Below are 22,006 nucleotides of genomic sequence, written 5' to 3' on the forward strand. Positions count from 1 at the left end.
TGACTGGGGACTGGGGACTGGTGACTGGTGATTGGTGACTGGGGACTGGTGATTGGGGACTGGTGACTGGGGACTGGTGACTGGTGACTGGGGACTGGTGACTGGGGACTGGTGACTGGTGACTGGGGATTGGTGATTGGGTAAAAATAACTAATAACTAATAACTAATAACTAATAACTAATAACTAATGACAAAAGTCTCATGTCTAATGTCTAATATCTAATGACTAATGACTTATGACTAATAACTAATGACTAAAAAAATTGGCATTATTTTAGGTACTCGTCCTGAAGCGATTAAACTAGCACCAGTAATTCAGGTTTTCCAAAGTTCTCCAGATGTGAAAGTACAGGTTATTCTTACAGGACAGCATCGGGAGATGGTTGCACAGGTGATGCAGCTATTCAACCTCAAGGAAGATCATAATTTAGAGATTATGCAGCCTAAACAATCTCTCAATGATATTACCTGTAGGAGTTTGCAAGGTTTAGAAGCTTTATTTAAAGAACTAAATTTAGATTTAGTTATAGTCCAAGGAGATACAACAACTGCTTTTGCAGCTGCTTTGGCAGCTTTTTATCAAAAAATCCCCGTGGGTCATGTGGAAGCGGGGTTAAGAACTGATGATTTATTTAATCCTTATCCAGAAGAAGCAAATAGAAGGTTAATTTCCCAAATTACTCAATTACATTTTGCCCCTACTTCCTTAGCTGTGGAAAACTTGCAAGCTTCAGGAGTTTTGGGAGAAATTCACTTAACGGGTAATACAGTAATTGATGCGTTATTGAATGTGGCTGCAACCAACCCAGCTTGTGAGATACCAGGTTTAAACTGGGGTGAATATCGGACAATTTTGGCTACAGTGCATCGTCGGGAAAATTGGGGTGAACCACTACAAGCGATCGCCCAATCATTTTTACAGATTTTAGACAAATTTCCTGATACCGCTTTATTACTGCCTTTACACAAAAACCCCACTGTGAGAGAACCCTTACAGCAATTATTGGGTAAACATCCCCGGATCTTTTTGACAGAACCATTAGATTATGGTGAATTAGTAGGAGCAATAGGGCGATCGCACCTTTTATTAACAGACTCCGGTGGTTTACAAGAAGAAGCTCCCAGTCTTGGTAAACCCGTGTTAGTTCTCAGAGACACCACAGAAAGACCAGAAGCTGTCACCGCCGGGACAGCTAAACTGGTGGGAACGGAAACTGAAAGTATTGTTACTGCTGCTAGTGAGTTACTGAGTAACCCAGAAGCCTATACAGCAATGGCTAATGCTATTAACCCCTTTGGTGACGGCCATGCAGCAGAACGCATTTTGCAAATTGTGAAAAATTATTTGAGAATTAGTAATTGGTAATGGGTAATTGGTAATTGGTAATTGGGTAAATTATCAATTATCAATTATCAATTATCAATTATCAATTGATACCCAAAGCCCTGCGAGTAGTAGGACCAACTATACCATCTACAAGCAAACCATTTCGGCGTTGAAAATTGCGAACTGCACTAGCAGTGCTAGATCCATAAACACCATCAACTCTGATCCCTAAAGCTCTTTGCACAGTTCTCACACGCTCACCTCTAGCACCTGGTCTTAATAATACTCGACCACCAACACCAACCCCTGAATGACGACGATATCTACCAGGAGTAGTACCTAGCCATCTTTCCGCAACATAATATCCTTGGTAACGTCCAGAAGTAATTTGAGCAAAACCATTTCTCACATTACCAGTATTGCCAATATTTGTACCATTAGGTACACAAGCTACAGATGAGTTAGCGGTGCTAGGACCCCTACGGATAAATAAACAACTACCATTAGTTCTGACATATTCGGCGGAAGCTTGCTGAAGGGGAGCAAGGGAAGCAACAAAGATACTCACACCAGCTAACGCTAACCAAGCAGAAGACTTGAGTAATTTTTGCCAATTAAACTGCAATTTGGGCAAATTCAATTCTAAATTAACCGGAGTCTCTTCATTAGCCATGTACATATAGGAATAAGCCATATATTCCATGATTTTCTGCTCCTTTATGTAAATAATTGGGATATTGCAAAAAATGACTTTGCTTTTTTCTAGATTTAATCTAGATGTATTTTATACTCCTAATTTAGCAGAGTTGTTAATACCTTATTCCGGCCTTTCAACTGTCACAGTACCGTATTTTTAAGTAATCATCACATACTGAACTAAACAGTATTTTTAATTGCTAGTTAATTAGGGGTTGCTGAGAAAGTCTTTCCGTGAGGGCATAGGAGTCAGGAGTCAGGAGTCAGGAGTCAGGAGGAGATTTGAAAATTTCTTTGCCATCTCTTGAAATCCCAAAAAATGCACACTTTTTCCGGTATACCCTTCAAAACCCTTGCACTTTCTTCCTGATTTTCCACCTGAAACCCTTGATTTATCAAGGTTTTAAGTTTATTCAGCAAACCCTAATTACTAGCTTGCTGGAAATTATCAAAATTATCAGAACGAATTTGACTACCATTGCGCCATACTTCTACTTTTTCTGGACTAACTAAGTAAGAAAAAGAACCGTTATCTGCTCGATATTTATTTTCACCAACATTCCAAGCAAGTATCTTGACAGCTTGACTCGTATCTTGCTTTAATTGCCCAATATAAAAAAGTTGACCATTTTCGTTACAGACTTGAATACGAGCTTTTGCAGTTTCACCTGTGATCACTATAATTCCAGTACATTCGTGATTAACTTTTACGGGTGAAACATTGATGGGAACGGGTTGTGAAGGTGAAACTGGTTTATCTAAGGGTAGTTTAGCAGTGGTGGAAGATGATAAAAGTTTCAGAGGATCAATTGCTAATCGACTATTTTGATAAAATTCAAAATGCAAATGAGGCGCTGTACTGTTACCTGTTGATCCCATTTCTGCAATAATTTGTCCTTGAGTCACCGTTTGACCTTTGCTAACTAACAAACGATTATTGTGACCATAGACTGTCATAGTACCATCGGGGTGTTTAATTTCAATAAAATTACCTAATCCCCAATCATCCCAACCAGCTTTTACCACTTTACCAGATGCAGCCGCATAAATAGGAGTTCCCATAGCACCCGCAATATCAATTCCTTCATGTTGATGTTTACGGAAACCTTGGGAAATTATCCCCTGAGTCGGCCAAATTAAGTTGCTACTAGGTAAAGGAGTTTGGTTAACTGCGGAAGCTTTGACTACTGGAGGTAATGCAGAGGTAGCTGTACTAACAACAGATGTTAAAGATATCAACCCTATCAAGATATAAGCACATAATCGAGAAATAGTATTTTTGTTCATAAAAAACTCTACTCTCAAGTTCTTTTCTAAAGTTCTTTATTTGCTGTTTCAGCATTACTCACCTAGTATCAGGAAAATTGTTACCATGCGGTATGTTTATAAGAAAATCGAGTAAGCTAAAACCACGCCCGATCAAGTATCGGAACTTGGTGGACATACTTTATCGAACCCTGATGAATGTGGATATGAATTTGGCAGATGGACATCATCAAGACTAGCGACATATCTAGGGGTTGCTGAGAAAGTCTTTCCGTGAGGGCATAGGAGTCAGGAGTCAGGAGTCAGGAGTCAGGAGAAGATTTGAAAATTTCTTTGCCATCTCTTGAAATCCCAAAAAATGCACAGTTTTTAAGGTATACCCTTCAAAAATCTTGCACTTTCTTTCCTCCTGGTCAGCCTCAAACCTTTGATTTACGAGTATTTTGGGTTTATTCAGCAAGCCCTAAATAAAACCCTTATCCCATAATAAATACTGGCATTATTCATTATTGACAAGTTTAAAAAAGAAGTCGGGGATCTAAAATCCAGATTTCATCAAAAAAATAAACCCCCGACTTCCCAAAGAAATCGAGGATTTAAGTAAAATAGCATTTACCAAGTTAGTGAGGTACAGAGTTTTTTATCTTAGGGAATTGGGAATTGGGAATTGGGAATTGGGAATTGAGAATAAATTAGGGTGTACCTCATGAGACTGGGAAACGCTATATTCAGTTAACAGTATTCAATTAAACAGCCGCTAATTCCTTAGTAGGAGGCTTACTGTTACGAATGTTATTGATTGCTTCTGCATAATCAGGAGCGTTAAACACAGCAGAACCCGCTACAATAGCATTAGCGCCGGCTTCCAAAACTTGCCAGGTGTTATTGGCTTTGAGTCCACCGTCAACTTCGATCCAAGGATCTAAACCGCGTTCATCACACATTTGACGCAGTTTACGAATTTTGGGAACTACGCTAGGAATAAAGCTTTGTCCACCGAAACCGGGGTTAACGCTCATAATTAGCACTAAATCACACAGTTCCAGTACGTATTCAATTAATTCTAAAGGTGTACCGGGGTTTAGCACAACACCAGCTTGTTTACCGAGTTCTTTGATTTGTCCCAAAGTCCGGTGTAAGTGAGGTGAAGCGTTATGTTCAGCGTGTACAGAAATAATATCCGCACCAGCTTTAGCAAAACCTTCTACATATTTTTCTGGTTCCACAATCATTAAATGGACATCCAGAGGTTTGGTTGTAATCGGACGAATCGCCTCCACAACCAGAGGACCAATTGTAATATTAGGTACAAAACGTCCGTCCATTACATCAACGTGAATCCAATCTGCTCCCGCTTTGTCTACAGCACGAATATCGTCACCCAGACGACTAAAATCTGCTGATAGGATAGATGGAGAGATAACTATAGGCTTTTGAGATGGGTTTTGGGTCATGGTTAGCGGGTTCTTAATCGTCCTTGTCTGTAGGCATTGTAACAAAATATGGATTTTTTGGAAATTGGTGATTGGGGATTGGTGATTGGGGACTAGTACCGCTTCGCGGAAGTCAAAAGTCAAAAGTCAAAAGTCAAAAGTCAAAAGTCAAAAATAATAGGTCGTAAGCTTTTTAGCGATTGAGAATGGTTGGTTTATTTACGCCGTGCTGTACTAGGGACTAATAACTAATGACTATGAAAAAATTCTGGATAATCTGCGGTTTGGCTGTTTCCTGTTTAACTGTGCCTGTATTGGCATTTGTAAAGTTGAGCAGTTCTCTGGGCAGTAGTGGTATTGATGCACTTAAATTACATCAACCACCATACAATTTAACTGGGCGCAAAATTGCGATCGGTCAGGTAGAAATCGGTCGTCCTGGTATGTTTGGGTTAGATAAAGCAGTCTCTAAAAATCGCGCTATTTCTCCTGTAGCTGTGTTTTTACGCAATACACCAGCTAAATCAAATTCTGGTGTAGACCCTCATGCTTATAATGTGGCTACGGTGATGATCAGTAAAGATAAAGCTTGGACAGGAGTTGCACCAGACGCAAAATTATATTCTTCTGCGGTCGGATCTACCAGAAATATGGGTCAAGCGGAAGAGTGTTTATCCACTCAACATATAGCATTACAAAATGGTGGTGATGTTCGTGCTATTAACTTTAGTTTTGGTGAACCTTTGTACCGTGATCCTCGACCAAATGCGGTTTTAGATGGTCAAGCTTTGCTGACTTTATGTATTGACTGGTCAAGTCGGGTGCATAATGTGGTGTATGCGATCGCCGGAAATCAAGGCAAAGGTGGGATTCCCATTCCTACAGATAATTTTAACGCAATTAACGTGGCTTTTTCATCTGCTAGGGAGGGAATTTTTAATAAAGTTCATGTTTCTAATTTAGCAGGAAATAATCAAGGAGTAGGCGATCGCCTCGCAGGTAAAGAATTTAATATTGGTGGACGCAGATCCATCGGTTTAGTTGCTCCTGGTAGTAATATTCCTGTAATTAATCCCGATGGTAAATTAAACAACGCTACAGGTTCAAGTTTTGCTGCTCCTCACCTAACAGCTACCATTGCATTATTACAAGAATTTGCCGATAGACAGTTAAGAATTAAACAACCAAATTGGACTATTGATGCAAGAAATCATCAAGTTATGAAAGCTGTATTATTAAATTCAGCCGAAAAAATTCAAGACAGTGGTGATGGTTTGCGGTTGGGAATGACCAGGACTTTAGTTGATAAGCAAAATCGAGATTGGTTTATTTCCGATGCTTACAAAAATCCCAAAATTCCCTTAGATGATCAAATGGGTGCTGGACATTTAAACGCCTTTCGTGCCTATCAACAATTTATGTTTGGTCAATGGCAACCTACCACACCTGTTCCGGCTATTGGTTGGGATTATAACAAAATTAATGCTAATTCTGCCTTAGAATATAGTTTAGAAAAACCATTAAAACAAAATAGTTTTGTTGCTGTCACCTTAACTTGGGATCGATTAGTAGAATTAAATGATAAAAACCAAAATCAATTATATGATGAAGATGAAACTTTTATAGATAAAGGTTTAAATGATCTAGATTTATTTCTAGTATCAGCAGATGGACAAAAAACGGAAATTTCTACTTGTGCTTCTGTGAGTGAAATTGACAATGTAGAGCATATTTTTTGTCCTGTGCCTGCTAATGGTAAATATAAAATTCGTGTGCAGTTTCAACAACAAGTCAACGAACCAACTCAAGCTTATTCCTTAGCATGGTGGACAGTTCCCGGAAATTAGCTATTTGATAATAGTGGTTAAAATCACCTTATTATAACTAGGGGTTGCTGAGAAAGTCTTTCCGTGAGGGCATAGGAGTCAGGAGTCAGGAGTCAGGAGTCAGGAGTCAGGAGTCAGGAGTCAGGAGTCAGGAGTCAGGAGTCAGGAGTCAGGAGTCAGGAGTCAGGAGGAGATTTGAAAATTTCTTTGCCATCTCTTGAAATCCCAAAAAATGCACACTTTTTCCGGTATAAGCTGTTGTGCATTTAATTTGTATAAGTGGAACAGGCATCTTGCCTGTTAAACAAGAGTTTAGAATATTAGGATTATACAATTTAGCTGTGTAACAGCTTAACTAATATAAAATCATGAAATATTCTGAATTATGACGTATTAAACCACAACCATCAATATCAAAATAGATTTCTGTATCTCTGATTTTTGCTTTCATTGTTAATTTTATCTCAACACATTTACACATTTATAGACATTTGTTGGGCTTCACTTTGTTCAACCCAACCTACAAAAATCCTACAAAAATCCTTAACCGAACAGTATTGACATGAAACCTATTTACATCATTACAGAAACATCATAAATTTTTCCATAAATGGTCAGTTTACAAACTCCCTAAAACCTTCAAATTCTCACGCCAATCCTCATCGTACCGCAAAGTTATAACTTGATAACTAGCATTATACCTGAGATTATCGCGCTCAATTTTATCTTGCTTTTTCTGTTCAGGACTATCATGAACTGAACCATCACAAAAGAGAGCGATCGCTTCTTCCTTATACACAAAATCTGGTTTACAATTTGCTTCAGGAATCAATTCCTGTGCAGCATCAGGTAATTTATACCCCCGTTGATAAATCTCCTGTAAAACCACTCGTTCAAAATCAGAGTTTGGATCTGTTTGAGAAAGCAATTTTTGATATTTTTCATCCCTGAACACACCTGATATCTCTACTGTACTTGTTTGCAGTTCATCCAGTAAAGGTTTAATCAGATGACGATTAATTAACGGATGATCAAATTGATTTCTGTAGGAAAGTAAGCATTCATAGCAAGCTTGAATACAGGTATCCTTGGGTTCTAAGAAATGACAGATATCTAAAGCAGCATTGGCAATTTTGATAAAAGCATTTGCTTGTTGGAGTAGTTGAGATAATACCCCCGCACCACCTTCTGATGCTTCCCAAAATAGTAAATATTTTCCTTCTCCTAATCTTTCTGAGTCTAGTTCATCTGGTTCTAACTTATAAACTGCTTGAATTGCTGTTTCTAGGGTATATTGGAGAGTAGCAATAAAGGCTTCTTTGTTATCTTGGGGAACATTCAAAGGTTCGATGACAAGAATATTGCAAGTGTCATCTACCATTAAATTTACTTCGGTGTGTAAGGTTTCTGGAGGTAAATTTGTTGGTAGTGAGTTGGTTTGTAAATTATTTTTTGTATCTCCCCAATTACCTGTTTTAGTATCTAATTTAAACCCTCTTTCTTCGGTGTTTTTCTTCAGTCCTCTATTGATACGCCATAATTTAGCTGTTGCTCCATAGGTTAACTTAAATAATGGTGTATTATCTGCTGCTAAAACTGTGCCAGATTCTGGTTTTTGATCTGCATAACGGAAATGGGTAGTAATATTATAACCATATTTCAATCTTTCCTCTTCATCGCAGGTAATACGTTCTCTTCTGCGAGTAAATGCTGTCTCCATTGACAACACACGATTTAATTTAGCTAGGTTTTGAGAACTATCAGGTTTAATTTTTGCACCGCAGTTTTCGCAGGTATCACGCGCATCATCTAGATGGAAATAACCACAGTTAAAACAACAGCTTACTCTTTGATATTGACTTTCAATTCCCCCTACAGGTACTTTGGTTTTTGACACCATAAATTTACTACCTTCATAGTAAATAATATTACTGGGTGCAAATTCTCGTAAAGCGACAACACGGGGACGAGAGATAAATTCACCCCCATCATTAGTGGGTATAAATACTCTCACAGGTAAGCGGGGGAAGTTAAACCCTGGTAAAAATCCTTCAGCAGCAAAGTAGCGATAGGGATAAAATTCAAATTCGCTATTACTCTTACCTTGGTTTTGTCCTACCAGTAAATCTATTTGTCGTTGTGCTTCTCTTGCTTGAGCTTCAGCGTTTTTGCGTTCTTCATCTGTAACATAACCAGCAGCAGAACGACTAATTATGATGTTAGCCTGATCTCTTTGTTTGACAGCACCATCATAAAGTTTACGCCAGCGATCGCAGCATTTTTTCTCAAAGGTATTCAGTGCATTTTCTAGGGTAAATTGTAGCCAATGTACAGAATACCAAGAGGCTTTTTGTAAATCACTTTGACAAAAAGTATCTGCAAGTATTGACCGAGTAGCTTGGAGACATTCAGCTAATTTCCCAGGACTAAGTATTAATTGTTCACGTACACTATTTTTCAGGGGATAATTAGTAACATCTAAATCAAGAATTTTGTTCATGGAGTCATCTAAATAAACTCCTGTATGTGCTAACCAAATTGAATACACATGAGATTGAACTAAATCCTGATTTGCTAATTCTAACTTAGGCGGAGCAACAGCACCAGCTACCATTTGCTGTTGACGTTGGAAGAAATACTGATCATGTCCACTACCAATGGCAGCATAAGTTATTACCAAAGCCTCCTGTCCACTCCTCCCCGCACGTCCGCTACGTTGGGCGTAATTTGCGGGACTGGGGGGAACATTACGTAAGTGAACCACACTCAAGTCAGAAATATCTATACCTAATTCCATTGTCGGAGAACAGAATAAACTCGCTAATTCTCCTTTTCTAAATCTTTCTTCCCGTTCTTGACGTGCTTGAGTTTTAACTTGTCCTGTATGTTCTCGCCCTTCCATTGCTTTAATAGTTTGGGCGTTAGTTTGATAAAATTCTTGAAAGAATCTATTAACAGGTATTTTGGCATCTTCTTGACCCTGTAAACGCTTAGATGCAAGAGGGTCAGGGGAAATTTCAGTTAATATTGTAAATTTCCATACCAAGGAACTAATTTGTAATTGAATCCCATTTTCAGTAGTTAAAAAACCACCATCAGCTAAAGCTGCAACGAAGGTACTAATTAAACTATTGTACTCTGTTTCTGTTAATGATTCACTGCGTAATGACCAAGCTTTAGGAGAACGTAAAAAACGCCCTACTTTACTTCTACTGGTTAATTTTACCAGGGCTTTTTGGTGAGATTTTGGTTTATAATTACCATCAATAATGGCAAATTTAGCAAAATGCAATTGTTCATTTTCATCAAATACCCAAGGTTCTTTAATTGCTTGAATAATTTCTTTCTTTAAAGAATCTTTATTATCAGATTGAAGTAACCTAGCGTCTATTGCTAATTCTCGACGGAGATGATTTAATAAAGCTAAAGCAGCAGTCAATCTTTCTTGAGGAGTTGCTTGTAACAAAACTGGATGACGGTGTTTATTCCAAATAGCTTTATCTGTACAAATTTCCTCTAACCCATCATATTCAATTACCAAAAGTCCACACTGTTCTAAATTAGGTTGAACTAAACGCCATCCCCTGCGTAAGTCTTCATAAAGACGATATTCAATTAAGTGTTGAAAAGCCTTTTCATTGCGTGTTTTACCTCTCGCAAATTCTGCTGTTTGTTTAGCATAATCTTCTTGAGATATTCCCATTTGTTTAATAACTTCACTCACTAATTCACCGTGAGTAAGTTTACCTTTACTTTGCAATGCACCTAATAAAGCAGCACGTAAAAAACTGGTTTGCACAAAATCATTAAAATGCCCCGCTTGTAATGAAGCATCCTGGCGATTATCGGTAAAACTGAGAATTTTGGCAGCTTGGGCTTTTTCGCCTGTGAAAACTTGTTTTAAACGGCTGACGGTGGATAAACAGAGGAGGGTGGTAGCGGTACTTCTACCTTCACTACTCAAGCGCGAAAGTTTGGTAAATTCGTTTTTATTTCCATCATGAACTACACCACAATTTAAACACACGCGAAATGGTCTAGGAACAAACCAACAAGTTGTTCCCTGTAATGGAGAAGTTGTAACTTTTCCGTTGGGGAGAATTTGTAATTTTTGGGGAATGAATTTAGCATAATCTTTTTTAGGAACTCGTCCTTTCTTTTTAGTTTCCGTAAACCAGGAGTCAGGAAGTCTTTCTTCATCTTTATAAGCATCCCAAATATGAAAATTAGGTTCTGGTTCATCTAAGGTAAGATAACCAGCTTGAATATCAGCATATTCAGGATTCATATCTAATGCTGTGGGGAGTTGGGGAAGGACTATTTGTTTATCTTCGTTGTAATTAACAACATAATAATCATGTCCGCATTCCCGACAAAAGACGAGGGGATAAAGTAACCGTTCTTCTGTGGTGGTATATTGTCCTTCTAGGGTGAGGAAGCGTTTTTTTGGACTTTCAATGGTAGAGTAAACGCTACCACCTTGGGAGATAAATTGATGAAGTCGAAAAGCTAAACCTTTAACTTTACTTCCCCATAAAAACATCTGTTTAAGGACATCTAAACAAATATCAAAAGAAAATTGAGTTTCATCAGCTAATTTTTCTGCACCATTTTCTAAACTTATGGGTGTTCTTCTCACAAGATGACCTTGTTTATCTTCTAAACCAAAGGTCATTTCTATCCAATAACTTAAAGGATGATTTTGGAAATTCTCTAATGTTTGTTCTGTCTCTGGTGGTAAACCTCTATCAATGCTTTCTCGTAGTTCTGTAATGGTAGGTTGAGGACGTTTGATAGAACGTTCTAAGGTTTCGTCAATGACGTTATCAGGTTTAATTTCCACACCAAATAATTTACTTGCGACATCTGCAACTACTTGACGACGTTCTGTGCGTGTTCCTTCTGTGGACATGGTAGCACTTGTACCAATACATAATAATTCGTAATTGGTAATATTTCCTTCGGAAACGCTACGCGAACGTAATTCGTAATTATTATTTCCTGCGGAAATGTTGTGTGGAGGTAATTCGTAATTATTATTATTTCCCGACTCCCGACTTACGACTCCCAACTCCCCATTATTTCCAATTTTTCCACAGCGTTGACGTAATTTTCTAATTAATATCGCTACATCTGCACCTTGTCTACCTCTATAAGTATGCAGTTCATCTAATACTAAAAATTTTAATTCTGGGGATGCAACGAGTTTTTCTTCCTGGGTGCGGGAAAGCATTAATTCCAGCATCACGTAGTTAGTTAATAATATGTGAGGTGGGTTATTTTGAATTTCGGTTTTTGTACTTAAACTTTCTTGTCCGGTGTATTTAGCAACGCGAATATGACTATTAGGAACGTTGTTAAGAAATTTCTTTAATTCTTCTTCTTGGGAGTTGATCAGGGCGTTCATGGGATATACTAATATTGCCCTAACTCCTTGAATTTCTGGATGACGCAGTAAGTCATCAAAAATGGGGACAACATAAGTCATGCTTTTTCCTGAACCTGTACCCGTTGTTAATACATAAGGTTCTTGTTTTTGGGCAGTTTCAAATGCTTGTTTTTGGTGATAATGGAAATTAAAAGGATGACCATTTTTAGAGAAGTATTGTGTACAGTCAGGATGGAGAATACCGTTTTTAACTAATTCATTGACTGTTGCACCAGGGCGATATTTAGGATTTAATTGTACTAGGGAGTTTGTCCACAGTTGTCCTTTTTCTAGTTCTTGATTGACAAATTCTTCGACTCTAGGATCACGAATTTTTAAGAAGCTTTCTATATAACGGCGATAATCGCCTATAATTTGATTACGGAAGTTGAATATATCGAGATAATTCGTAATTCGTAATTCATAATTCGTAATTACGGAAAGTTGGGGGGTGCGTCCTAAGCGTTGATCTATATATGCTAATAATTGATTAGCAAAGGTTTGTGTACAGGTGTCAGGATTAAAGATTTCTGTGATTTCTTTATTATCCCATTCTTGGGGAATATGGGTGAAAATTAAATCAAGTTGTTCTGCGGTGAGTTCAGCAATATTTGTACAGTCTACTAATGCTAATTTTTGTCCCATGAGGGAACTAACAGATAATATTGCTGCTTCTGGTTGTTGGATGAGTTCTTGTAGTTTGACTGGGATTTTCATAATTCGTAATTGTCTGAATCAGGATTTACAGGATTTAAGGATTTACAGGATATAGTTTGATGTTTAATGTATTTTGTAATTTGGTGATTTCAAGATGTTGAAACTTGAATTAAACCAAGATGATTAACAAAAGGGATAAAATCCTTATCACTAAATAAAAGCTGGTTTTGGTTTTCAATACAAAAAGTTGCAATAATTACATCAGCAGTTTTGCGAATAGTAATACCTCTTTTCCTAAGAAATCTATAGTTATCAACACTTTTGATAGCAATATTTAATCCTAACATCTCAAAAATCTGTAGAGAAGTTAGTAATTCTTTTGCTGTTTGATATCCCTCATCTGCACGAAAACCTTGTAAAACTTCAGTCAAAATTAAATCACCAATAGCAATTTGTTCTACTCCTAACAGTGTATCTAATTTATTGGTTTCTGGTGTTTCTACACCATTAAAATAGTCTATCCATACGCTTGAATCTACAATAATCATCCGTTTGTTCTCATTTCTTCTAAATTACCTTCCCATTTCAGTTTTCCTCTATAGGCTTTAATTTTTTCTTGCTGCTTTATTATCTTTAAATGATGTATTTCTTGTTGAAAACTATTCCAGTAATTAAACTGTTCATTTGGTAGGGGTTGATTATGATATGCAGCTTTTTCACTACAACCTCTTTCGATTATAGTTAGTAAGTTATTGACAACATTGATAAAGTTATCATCATTAGGTAGGTTTTCTATCAATGTGTGATAGATTTTTTGTTCTAATTCGCTATCCATAGGCTAGAATAATTTTTGTCTGAATCAGGTGGTTATCGAGCGTAGTCGAGATAATGTCCAGGATTTTAGGATGTACAGGATGTTATTGATAATTTATTGGTGGATATCTAAGATTATAAAATACAATTATCCTTATATGCAACTAATAAAAGCAGATAATATAAAACTTTACATTTCATTGATTAATTTTTTTTTGTTTGAATCAGGATGTCCAGGATTTTAGGATTTACAGGATGTTATTGATAATTTATTGGTGAATATTTAAGATGATAAAATACACTTATCTTGATTCTGACAAAATAATTAGGGGTTGCTGAGAAAGTTTTTCCGTGAGGGCATAGGAGTCAGGAGTCAGGAGTCAGGAGTCAGGAGGAGATTTGAAAATTTTTTTGCCATCTCTTGAAATCCCAAAAAATGCACACTTTTTCCGGTATACCCTTCAAAACCCTTGCACTAATTTCTGTGTTTATCAGCCTCTAACCTTTGATATATCAAGGTTTTAGGTTTATTCAGCAAACCCTAATTACGAATTACGAATTACGAATTACGAATTACGAATTACGAATTACGAATTACGAATTACTAATTACGAATTACGAATTACTAATTACGAATTACGAATTACGAATTACGAATTACTAATTACGAATTACGAATTACTAATTACTAATTACGAATTACGAATTACGAATTACGAATTACGAATTACTAATTACGAATTACGAATTACGAATTACGAATTACGAATTACGAATTACGAATTACGAATTACTCTATCCCATGCTTCTAATACTAATCTTTGGGTTCTATATTCTCCATATTGCTTGATTTCATTGTTCTTTAATACTCTAAATGTTTCACTGGGAAATTCTGCACCATACACATCCGCAGGATCTAATATATATCTCAGTTCATCACGGGTTAAACCATAAAGTTTGGCGTAATATGCGTCTAATTCCGCTCGAATTAATGCGCGTTTATTAGGATTCCAAATGAAAGGAGGGAAGAGGGAGTCGGGAGTCGGGAGTTGGGAGTCGGGGTTTATTGTTTGTTCTGAAGTGAACGAATCAGAGAACGAAGCATTTTCCCCACTATTTCGCATTGATTCAAAACGGGAATTACTTGTTGATTGGTTGTTAGTTGAACCCGTTCCGATAATATTAGATGTGTCTCCACTTCCTTGAGTGAACCCTGTGCTATTTTCAGAAATTGAATGTATTCCCCCCTGTTCTCCCTTCCGTAACCCTCGGCCATGTTCGCTGGTACTGAAGCTGCTGCTCGTCGTATCTGAGATATCATTCCGTAAGTCTCTTCTTTGGGAAATGTTCTCGTTATTGTGTAACACATTTCCGCTAGGTTCATTGCTTCGTTCCATACTCTCAAATTCCGGTAAGATTGACCTGAGTTTTCTTCCATGATTTTCCTCCCATCGTTTAATTATTAATTCCCTAATTCTTTTCCCCGACTCCCCACTCCCGACTCCCAACTCCCTCCAAACGTCTAATGCGAAGGGTTGCATATCCCACGCTGTGTAGACTAATTCTAATACGCGGGGGGTGATATATTCTATGTCTTTTTCTGTGTATCTTTCTGGAGGAATTACAGGAAGTTGTTTAACCATATAGAAAGCTAGATGAGTACCACTAACTTTTTGTCTAGCAACAAAATCAAAGATTAAACTATTAAAATTACCCAATAAACAACATACTTTTCTATGATAATTAGATTCTATGAATAAAATATGTGCAGGATTAGCATTAGCAACTTTAGGTAATAAACTAAAAATCGCAGTACGTTCATCAGTTGAACGACAAATATCTCTAAAACATAATAACCAATTTTTATCCCACTTCCCACTTAACTTATTTTCAACTTCCTTTTTATCAACCCAATAACGAGGTTGAACAGTAAAAGATAAATCGCTTTTTTCATCATCTGTTAAATCACGAGTATCACCATTATCTGTATAAGTTGCCCAACGGTGATCAAATTGATGAAACATTTTCGCTTCATATAATGGGACTTTCAGATCCCCGACTTCTTCAAGAAGTCCGGGATCTTGTTGGGGATCTTGGGTGTAAAATAACCCGCTATCATTAGCCATATCAAACATACGCATAAATGAAATACCCCAAGGGTTAATTCCGGTATTTTCATTTTCTAAAACAGGCACATTTTGATATATTTTTTTAGTTAATTCCGCATCTTTGCTAGTTCTAAAAACTGGACAAGTGAGGGTATTAGGATTAATTAATGCTATATCTTGAGGTGAAAGTTGAAACAACCGCGTTTGATTTTCTAATTGTTTAGGTTGAGTGACAAAAAATGCAAAATTACCCCGTTTTATTGGTTTACCAGTCATAGCAAGCAGAGAAAATTTCATTCTGCTATCTACAGCAGTAAATAATTTTTCTCTATTCTCAAAATCATACAAACTTGCTAAATTCTGCTTTTGAATTAAATCACCAAAAAACTTTTTCGTAGTATCATCAGTAGCAATACCCGTAGGAACAATTACCCCAACTCTACCATGATCACTAATTAACTTTCTCGTAGTTTCAGCAAACACAGCATAAGTATTAATATCACCCACAGCAGTTAACGGAAATCTCCCCGACTCCCGAATAAATTTACTTTGTGCTTCCGCATCGTGTTTAGCATCTTCAAAAGCTTGCGCTAAAGTTGGATTTTTCTTAGGTAACTCCTTGATCAACTTTTCCCGTGCAGCTTTATTTTGTGCATTAGCAATTTCTAAACTGCGAGAAGCGAAAAACTCCTTTTCTTGTAACTTAATTCTCTCCCAAGGAGGATTACCCAAAACACAACTAAAACCACCTTCTTCAAAAACTTCTGGAAACTCTAAAGGCCAGTGAAAGAAATTATATTGACTAGCTAAATTATTCGCAGCATCAATTAACCCTTGTAATTCGTAATTCGTAATTCGTAATTCGTAATTCATAATTAGATTGAGAATTGAGGATTTTTTGGACAGTTTCGCGTTTTAATCTGTCTAGGGTTGCTGTAGTTGGTAAAAGTTGTAAATTATGTTCAGTTAAATACATGAAAAATGCCGCAGTCCATAAATTACAAGCTGCTTTTTTCAACCACCAATGATCATCTAAAAGATTCTCTTGATATTTTCTCTCTTTTTCTTTAACTTCCTGGGGTGTATTTTCCGAAAAGTCCGCTAACTCTTGCCATAATTTCGCAAAGATGTAATTATCATTAGCAGAAGTTTCAAAAATAGATAATTGTCCTTGATTTTCTCGTTCTTTTTTATTGCGCTTTTTCAAATTTATAGATAATTTTTTATCATCTCCCGTCACTGGTTTAAAAGCATCATCAGGAATACCCCCATCTAAACAATCTAAATCTAATACCCCTACCAAAGAATTACCACATTTAATTCTATGGTCTAAAAAATTCAATGGTTTACCTGTAGAAAATCCTTCTATCCATAAAGCCACTTTACACAAATCTACCGCTAAAGGATTTAAATCTACCCCATAAATACAATTTTGAATTACATCTCTAATGGCAATTCTTAAAGGTTCTGGTGCGGGTTGTGCTTCCCCGGTTCTAATTTTCGCTAATTCTTTACCTATGCGTCGCGCTGCTGCTAATAAAAAATGACCAGAACCACAAGCAGGATCTATGACTTTTATACTTAATAATGCTTGTTCATAATTCGTAATTCGTAATTCGTAATTCGTAATTTCAGACTCCTTATTATTACCCGACTCTCGACTCCCGACTCCCAACTCCCTATTATTCGACTCTCGACTCCCGACTCCCAACTCCCTATTACCCGACTCTCGACTCCCAACTCCCAACTCCCTATTATTCGACTCTCGCAACTTCTCCTCTATTACCGGTTCTAATGCTGTTTTAATTAACTGTTGTACAAGTTGGGGAGGGGTGTAATAAGAACCTGTGGTTTTTCTATCACTGCCAAATACTAAATTAAATTCATAAATGCCTTGATTGTTGGTAATTTGTGGGTGAAAATCTAATAAACTTTCATAGACACTACCCAATTCTTCCACATCTAAAGCAGCATAATTTACCCGGCGTAATTGCCCTTTATCTTCATACAAAGATAAACACCGAATGGCAGTTAATAAATCATAATTATCAATACCACAATCATCTAAATCTGTCAATGTTTGTGAACCAAATAAATCACCATTTAAAGGCGATAAACCTAAAATTCTACCGCGCCAATCTTCATCAAATAACTTAAATGTCACCCGTAAACCTTGCCAAATATCTTGAAATCCTTCCCGACGATAGCGGGGACGTTCTGCTAATTCTCTTAATCTTTCAATGCTGTAATATTCTAAATAAATTCTCGCTTTTTCTGGGTCTTCTCCTATCAATAATAAGTTGCGAGATTCTGCCACCATTAAGAATAAGAGACGATAAATTAATCTTAATAATTGGCGATAATAACCTATTTCATTTAACCCATTACCAGTAGCTAATTTTTGGCGGAGATTTTCACTATCACGATGTTGTAAAAAACCATTACCTAGTTGTATTAATGCTTTTTCTACACCATCGCGGAGGCGATCGCGTACCCTTCCCCCTTGCTGCAAACTCTCTTGATGGTAATATTCCAACAAGCACTTATCCGCATCATCCGCAGTTTGGGGTAAACGGGAACGGTGGAAAAGCCGATAAAATAGACCAAATTCGGCAAAATTTTCGCCATTAAGAATCTGCTCTAGGTCAAATTCGATATAAGTAAGGCGAGTCATCAAAGACGAATCACGTAATAACCGCCAACGAAAACCATTAGTAGTTATAGCCCAAAGATGCTCAGTCTTGTTGAGATATTCCTGTACTAAAGCGTGTGCTGATAACCGGGGTGTGCCACTGGGAGGACGTTTATCAATATCCAGACGACAACCAATAATGTGGATCGGGGGATAATTCGTAATTGAAGAGTCGGATGGTAATACTGCACGATGGGAGATAGCATAGGTTTGTCCCTCGACTACCTCAGCTTTCGGGGTATATACGGGGATATAACCAAGACTACGTAACAAAGGAACAGCCCACATTTCACGGGTAACGCTGGTAGCAGTATCTTCAGGGTTTAACCTTTCTAATTGACGTTGGAATGCTACCCAATAAGCTTTAACATCACCCCAGGCGATCGCAATTTCATCTTCAAGTTTATCAGTTTTCGATAACCCAAAATCTGCCGATGTTTGTCCTTTGATATTACCCGTTAATAATTCAGTGGTAATATCTGCTGCGATTAAGTTTCCTTCAAATTGTACGCCAATCATAGTTTTAATTCGTAATTCGTAATTCGTAATTCGTAATTATTTTTCTTTGAGTTTTTTGGTAGAAGCGACCAAGATTTTCCCAATTTCGTTAGCTTCTTGGAGAAGAGAAGTAAATTTTGGTTTACTCACCAACTCTGATTCTATTAATATTTCTAACCAATATTGAGTTTCTCTAGCTTCTTTAAGAGCTATTTCTAATTTATGAATAAAGTCTTTATCAGATTGAGCGGATTGAGATTCTCTAACATTTGCACCAATGGAAGTACCAGAACGAAGTAATTGTTTAGATATTGTCCGATAAACTCCTGATTTTTCATCAAGAAAGTAACAAGCCTTAATAATTCTAATAGCAAATTGTTTTGTTCTATCTGTAATCGTGATATGATTGTTGGTTTTGATATTTACATTTGCATTTGTGTTTGTCACCTTTAACATCCTCCCTTGCTTCTTCTTTCTTAAATTACGAATTACGAACCACGAATTACGAATTACGAATTACGAATTACGAATTACGAATTACGAATTACGAATTACGAATTACGAACCACGAATTACGAATTACCTAATGAGATTTTCCTAGTTCTTAATTTTCAAATAAATAGACAAAATAAAAACTAGGAAATTACTTATGATTCATTTATTGTTCATCTGCAACTTTTCTGACATCCTCTAAATCTAATTCTAATGATTTAGCAATTTCCTGAATACTAAGTCCTTTCTCTAGTAGTGTTGGTACAACTTTTAACTTGGTTTTTTTCAGGATACTTTGATAAAAAGCAGTTTTTTCTATATCTTCACCTAAATTAAGCATGGTTTGAATTTCCTCCAGTGTAAGATTTGGAAACTTATAGACTATAATACCTTGAATAAATGCTAACACTTTTAACCGCAAGTCTTCATCAGTTAAATTTTCTCTAGCTTGATTGATTAATTTTTGAGCTAGGGAAGCAATTTTTTTAGGAGTTTCTACAAATAATTTAGCAATACCAATTTCTAAGGATTCATTATCATTAGTAAGTTCATTGAGGTAAATACAACGGACATGATTTGACATCAAGCTTTGATAACGGGGATGAGGTGGTATTTCATGAGTTCTTCTATCATAAATAACAATTACATACCATTCTAAATTAGCTGGTTTGTATTGACGAAAGTAAACAAAAATTTCCCCAAAAAGTCGCTCATAAAATTCCTCATCTTTATATATTTGGAGTTCTAAAAAGTACAAAGCTTCTGTTTCAAAACCTGGAAGGGTGGAAAATAGACCATCTAACCGAAAAGATCGTTGTTTAACTTCTGGTGCTGTAAATTCATAAATATTAGGGTTGACTTCAGGTTTACCAATTAGTTCAAAAAAGACTTGTGGTAGTTCTTTAATTAGTTCATAAAAAATAGTATCAGTTTTCATGACAATTTTGGTAACGGGTAATTAATAATTCTGTACATCCTAATTCCGACAAAAATTATAAACTATTTTTACGTTTTCCAGGTTGTAAGATATACACACCTAATAAATCCATCGGTAATTGTGGTGTAACCTTAACATCCACCTCCTTAGTAATTCTCCTCACTCGTTGATGAGATTGAGATAAACAAAGCGATCGCTCTTTTGCAAACTTTTCTAAATCTGCTGTTAACTCATCAAAAGAATTTAAAAAATCCTCAATTTCCTGTTTAGGGTTAACAGCATTCCCCACAGGGTTAGCTTGTTCCAACAAAGCTTTTGCTTCCAGTGGTGCTAACCAAACCGGGTTAGAGGGTGGACCTGTAAACCCAACAACTACACATTCTTCTCCCAATAGTTCGTAGTTGCGTTTTAGCGCATTCTTTTCTGATGGTGCTGAAGCACTACTACTAACCTTTTGTTTAACTTCTTGTTTAACCTTTTGTTTTAATAAATGCCTCAATCTTAATAACAATAAAGTAGTCCGTTTACTCACAGTATCCGTAATTGTAAAACCACATCTAGCGACTAAATCATTTTGATTATTCAGTAAAGCCACCTCTAAAATATGCCGTGCTAAACCTTCAACCAAAGGATGATTTCGCCCTACATATTCCACCCCTTCCGGTGCAGGAGTAGTAAAAGTAAGTAGACGTTTTTCATTGCCTAAAACGGGTTGTAAAAAACTCGGAATTGACGGTAATAACCATCCTTGCTTTTTTTCAATCAAACCACAATTTAACTTTTCACAAGCATTTTTAACAAATCTTTCTACATCTTTTTCACTACCTAAAATTTCATCAGATTCTAATAACTCCTGTTCAACTTCTGTAGGTTTAATTGCCCTTTGTGCAAAACGAGTCCGGCTGATTTTCTCCCTTTCCACCGCCTTATCCCATTGTTTATGCACCTGTTCAACAGCAGATTCTCCCTCATCTAATAAATCCAATAAAGATAACTGTTGTGCATCCGTACTTTTATCAAATAAAGACTTAAACACCGCTTCCGAAACAGTGGTACTATCCATTGGTACTGGAACAGTAATTCCCAGAGTTTTATGTATTTGTACCGCTTTACGAATTAAAACTTCTAAAACCGCCCCATCTACAGGATTATCTTGACCATAAAGTAAACAACTTTTCACCTGAGTTGCTATTTGTCCATAACGGTCAATTCTCCCTTCTCGTTGTTCTAAACGGTTGGGATTCCAAGGTAAATCATAATGAATAACCGCACTAAAATGAGATTGTAAATTTATCCCTTCACTCAAACAATCAGTAGCAACTAATATTCTTTGGGGATAGGATTTTAATTCATTTAATCTCACTTCTCGCTCATCTTCTGACTGTTCCCCAGTAATAGCAATTACCCGAATTTGAGAACCTTTCTTTTCTAACTTCTGCTTTAAATTTTCAGCTACATAATTAGCTGTAGCAATATAACGACACCAGATAATCGGGTGATGATTATTTGCTAAAAGATTCTGCACATAAATAGTACAAGTTTGTAATTTTTGGTCTTTATTCCCCTGTAATTTTTCCGCAGCTTGAATAAAACTCCGCAGTTTGCGTTTATCAACATCTTTATAACTTTGTAGTCCCTGTTCTATAATTACACTGGGTGCAGCATCTACCGCTTGTTCCAAATCCGTAGGATCATAAACATAAGAACTGAATAATTCGTAATTATTATTTTCCGACTCTCGCATTTCCCCCGACTCTCGACTCCCGACTCCCGACTCTCGCATTTCCCCCGACTCTCGCATTTCCCCCGACTCTCGCATTTCCCCCGACTCT

The 22,006-nt window shown here is 36.8% G+C and carries 13 protein-coding genes; 2 read left to right on the plus strand and 11 right to left on the minus strand.

Annotated elements, in window-relative coordinates; all coding sequences use genetic code 11:
- Positions 1-251 precede the first annotated feature (251 nt).
- The gene (gene wecB / locus H6F47_RS20200; RefSeq protein WP_096564962.1) at positions 252-1,367 is read left to right on the plus strand and encodes a UDP-N-acetylglucosamine 2-epimerase (non-hydrolyzing); all 1,116 of its coding nucleotides are present in this window, start codon (positions 252-254) and stop codon (positions 1,365-1,367) included.
- Positions 1,368-1,428: 61 nt separating this feature from the next.
- Here wecB and H6F47_RS20205 read toward each other — a convergent pair whose 3' ends face one another.
- From H6F47_RS20205 to rpe, 3 genes are all read right to left on the minus strand, one after another.
- Positions 1,429-2,031 (minus strand): peptidoglycan-binding domain-containing protein, encoded by a 603-nt coding sequence (locus H6F47_RS20205; RefSeq protein ID WP_190348208.1) that lies wholly within the window; start codon positions 2,029-2,031, stop codon positions 1,429-1,431.
- A gap of 416 nt (positions 2,032-2,447) precedes the next feature.
- Complete coding sequence (locus tag H6F47_RS20210; RefSeq protein ID WP_190650703.1) at positions 2,448-3,311, minus strand: M23 family metallopeptidase; 864 nt, start codon at positions 3,309-3,311, stop codon at positions 2,448-2,450.
- A gap of 725 nt (positions 3,312-4,036) precedes the next feature.
- Entirely contained in the window at positions 4,037-4,744 is a 708-nt protein-coding gene (rpe, locus tag H6F47_RS20215) for a ribulose-phosphate 3-epimerase (protein ID WP_137668261.1), read from the minus strand.
- Between the two features lie 230 nt (positions 4,745-4,974).
- Between rpe and H6F47_RS20220 the strand changes: the two genes are divergently transcribed.
- Positions 4,975-6,570 (plus strand): S8 family serine peptidase, encoded by a 1,596-nt coding sequence (locus H6F47_RS20220; protein WP_190650705.1) that lies wholly within the window; start codon positions 4,975-4,977, stop codon positions 6,568-6,570.
- 598 nt (positions 6,571-7,168) lie between these two features.
- Here the strand turns inward: H6F47_RS20220 and H6F47_RS20225 are convergent.
- The 8 genes from H6F47_RS20225 to H6F47_RS20260 form a co-directional block, all read right to left on the minus strand.
- Complete coding sequence (locus tag H6F47_RS20225) at positions 7,169-12,694, minus strand: DEAD/DEAH box helicase (RefSeq protein WP_190650707.1); 5,526 nt, start codon at positions 12,692-12,694, stop codon at positions 7,169-7,171.
- A gap of 89 nt (positions 12,695-12,783) precedes the next feature.
- Positions 12,784-13,182 carry a PIN domain nuclease gene (locus H6F47_RS20230; RefSeq protein ID WP_137668264.1) on the minus strand — a complete coding sequence of 133 codons (399 nt, stop codon included), beginning with the start codon at positions 13,180-13,182 and terminating at the stop codon, positions 12,784-12,786.
- Positions 13,179-13,469, minus strand: a complete 291-nt coding sequence (locus H6F47_RS28110) for a hypothetical protein (protein WP_228051969.1) — start codon at positions 13,467-13,469, stop codon at positions 13,179-13,181. The genes H6F47_RS20230 and H6F47_RS28110 overlap by 4 nt, the downstream gene beginning before the upstream one ends.
- A 1,041-nt stretch (positions 13,470-14,510) precedes the next feature.
- On the minus strand, positions 14,511-14,885 hold the full coding sequence (locus H6F47_RS20240) for a four helix bundle protein (RefSeq protein ID WP_190348607.1): 375 nt from the start codon (positions 14,883-14,885) through the stop codon (positions 14,511-14,513).
- 1,493 nt (positions 14,886-16,378) lie between these two features.
- A complete protein-coding gene (locus H6F47_RS28115; protein ID WP_242027456.1) occupies positions 16,379-18,766 on the minus strand; it encodes a DNA methyltransferase in 2,388 nt (795 codons plus the stop codon).
- A 36-nt stretch (positions 18,767-18,802) separates the two neighbouring features.
- Positions 18,803-19,192 carry a four helix bundle protein gene (locus H6F47_RS20250; RefSeq protein ID WP_235678381.1) on the minus strand — a complete coding sequence of 130 codons (390 nt, stop codon included), beginning with the start codon at positions 19,190-19,192 and terminating at the stop codon, positions 18,803-18,805.
- A 211-nt stretch (positions 19,193-19,403) separates the two neighbouring features.
- Positions 19,404-20,174, minus strand: coding sequence for an Rpn family recombination-promoting nuclease/putative transposase (locus tag H6F47_RS20255; RefSeq protein WP_096564979.1), 771 nt, complete (start codon positions 20,172-20,174; stop codon positions 19,404-19,406).
- 55 nt (positions 20,175-20,229) lie between these two features.
- Positions 20,230-22,006: C-terminal helicase domain-containing protein (locus tag H6F47_RS20260; protein ID WP_242027457.1), on the minus strand; the 1,777-nt coding region annotated here is incomplete at its 5' end.

The sequence above is a fragment of the Sphaerospermopsis sp. FACHB-1094 genome (genome assembly GCF_014696195.1).
Lineage (GTDB): Bacteria > Cyanobacteriota > Cyanobacteriia > Cyanobacteriales > Nostocaceae > Sphaerospermopsis > Sphaerospermopsis kisseleviana.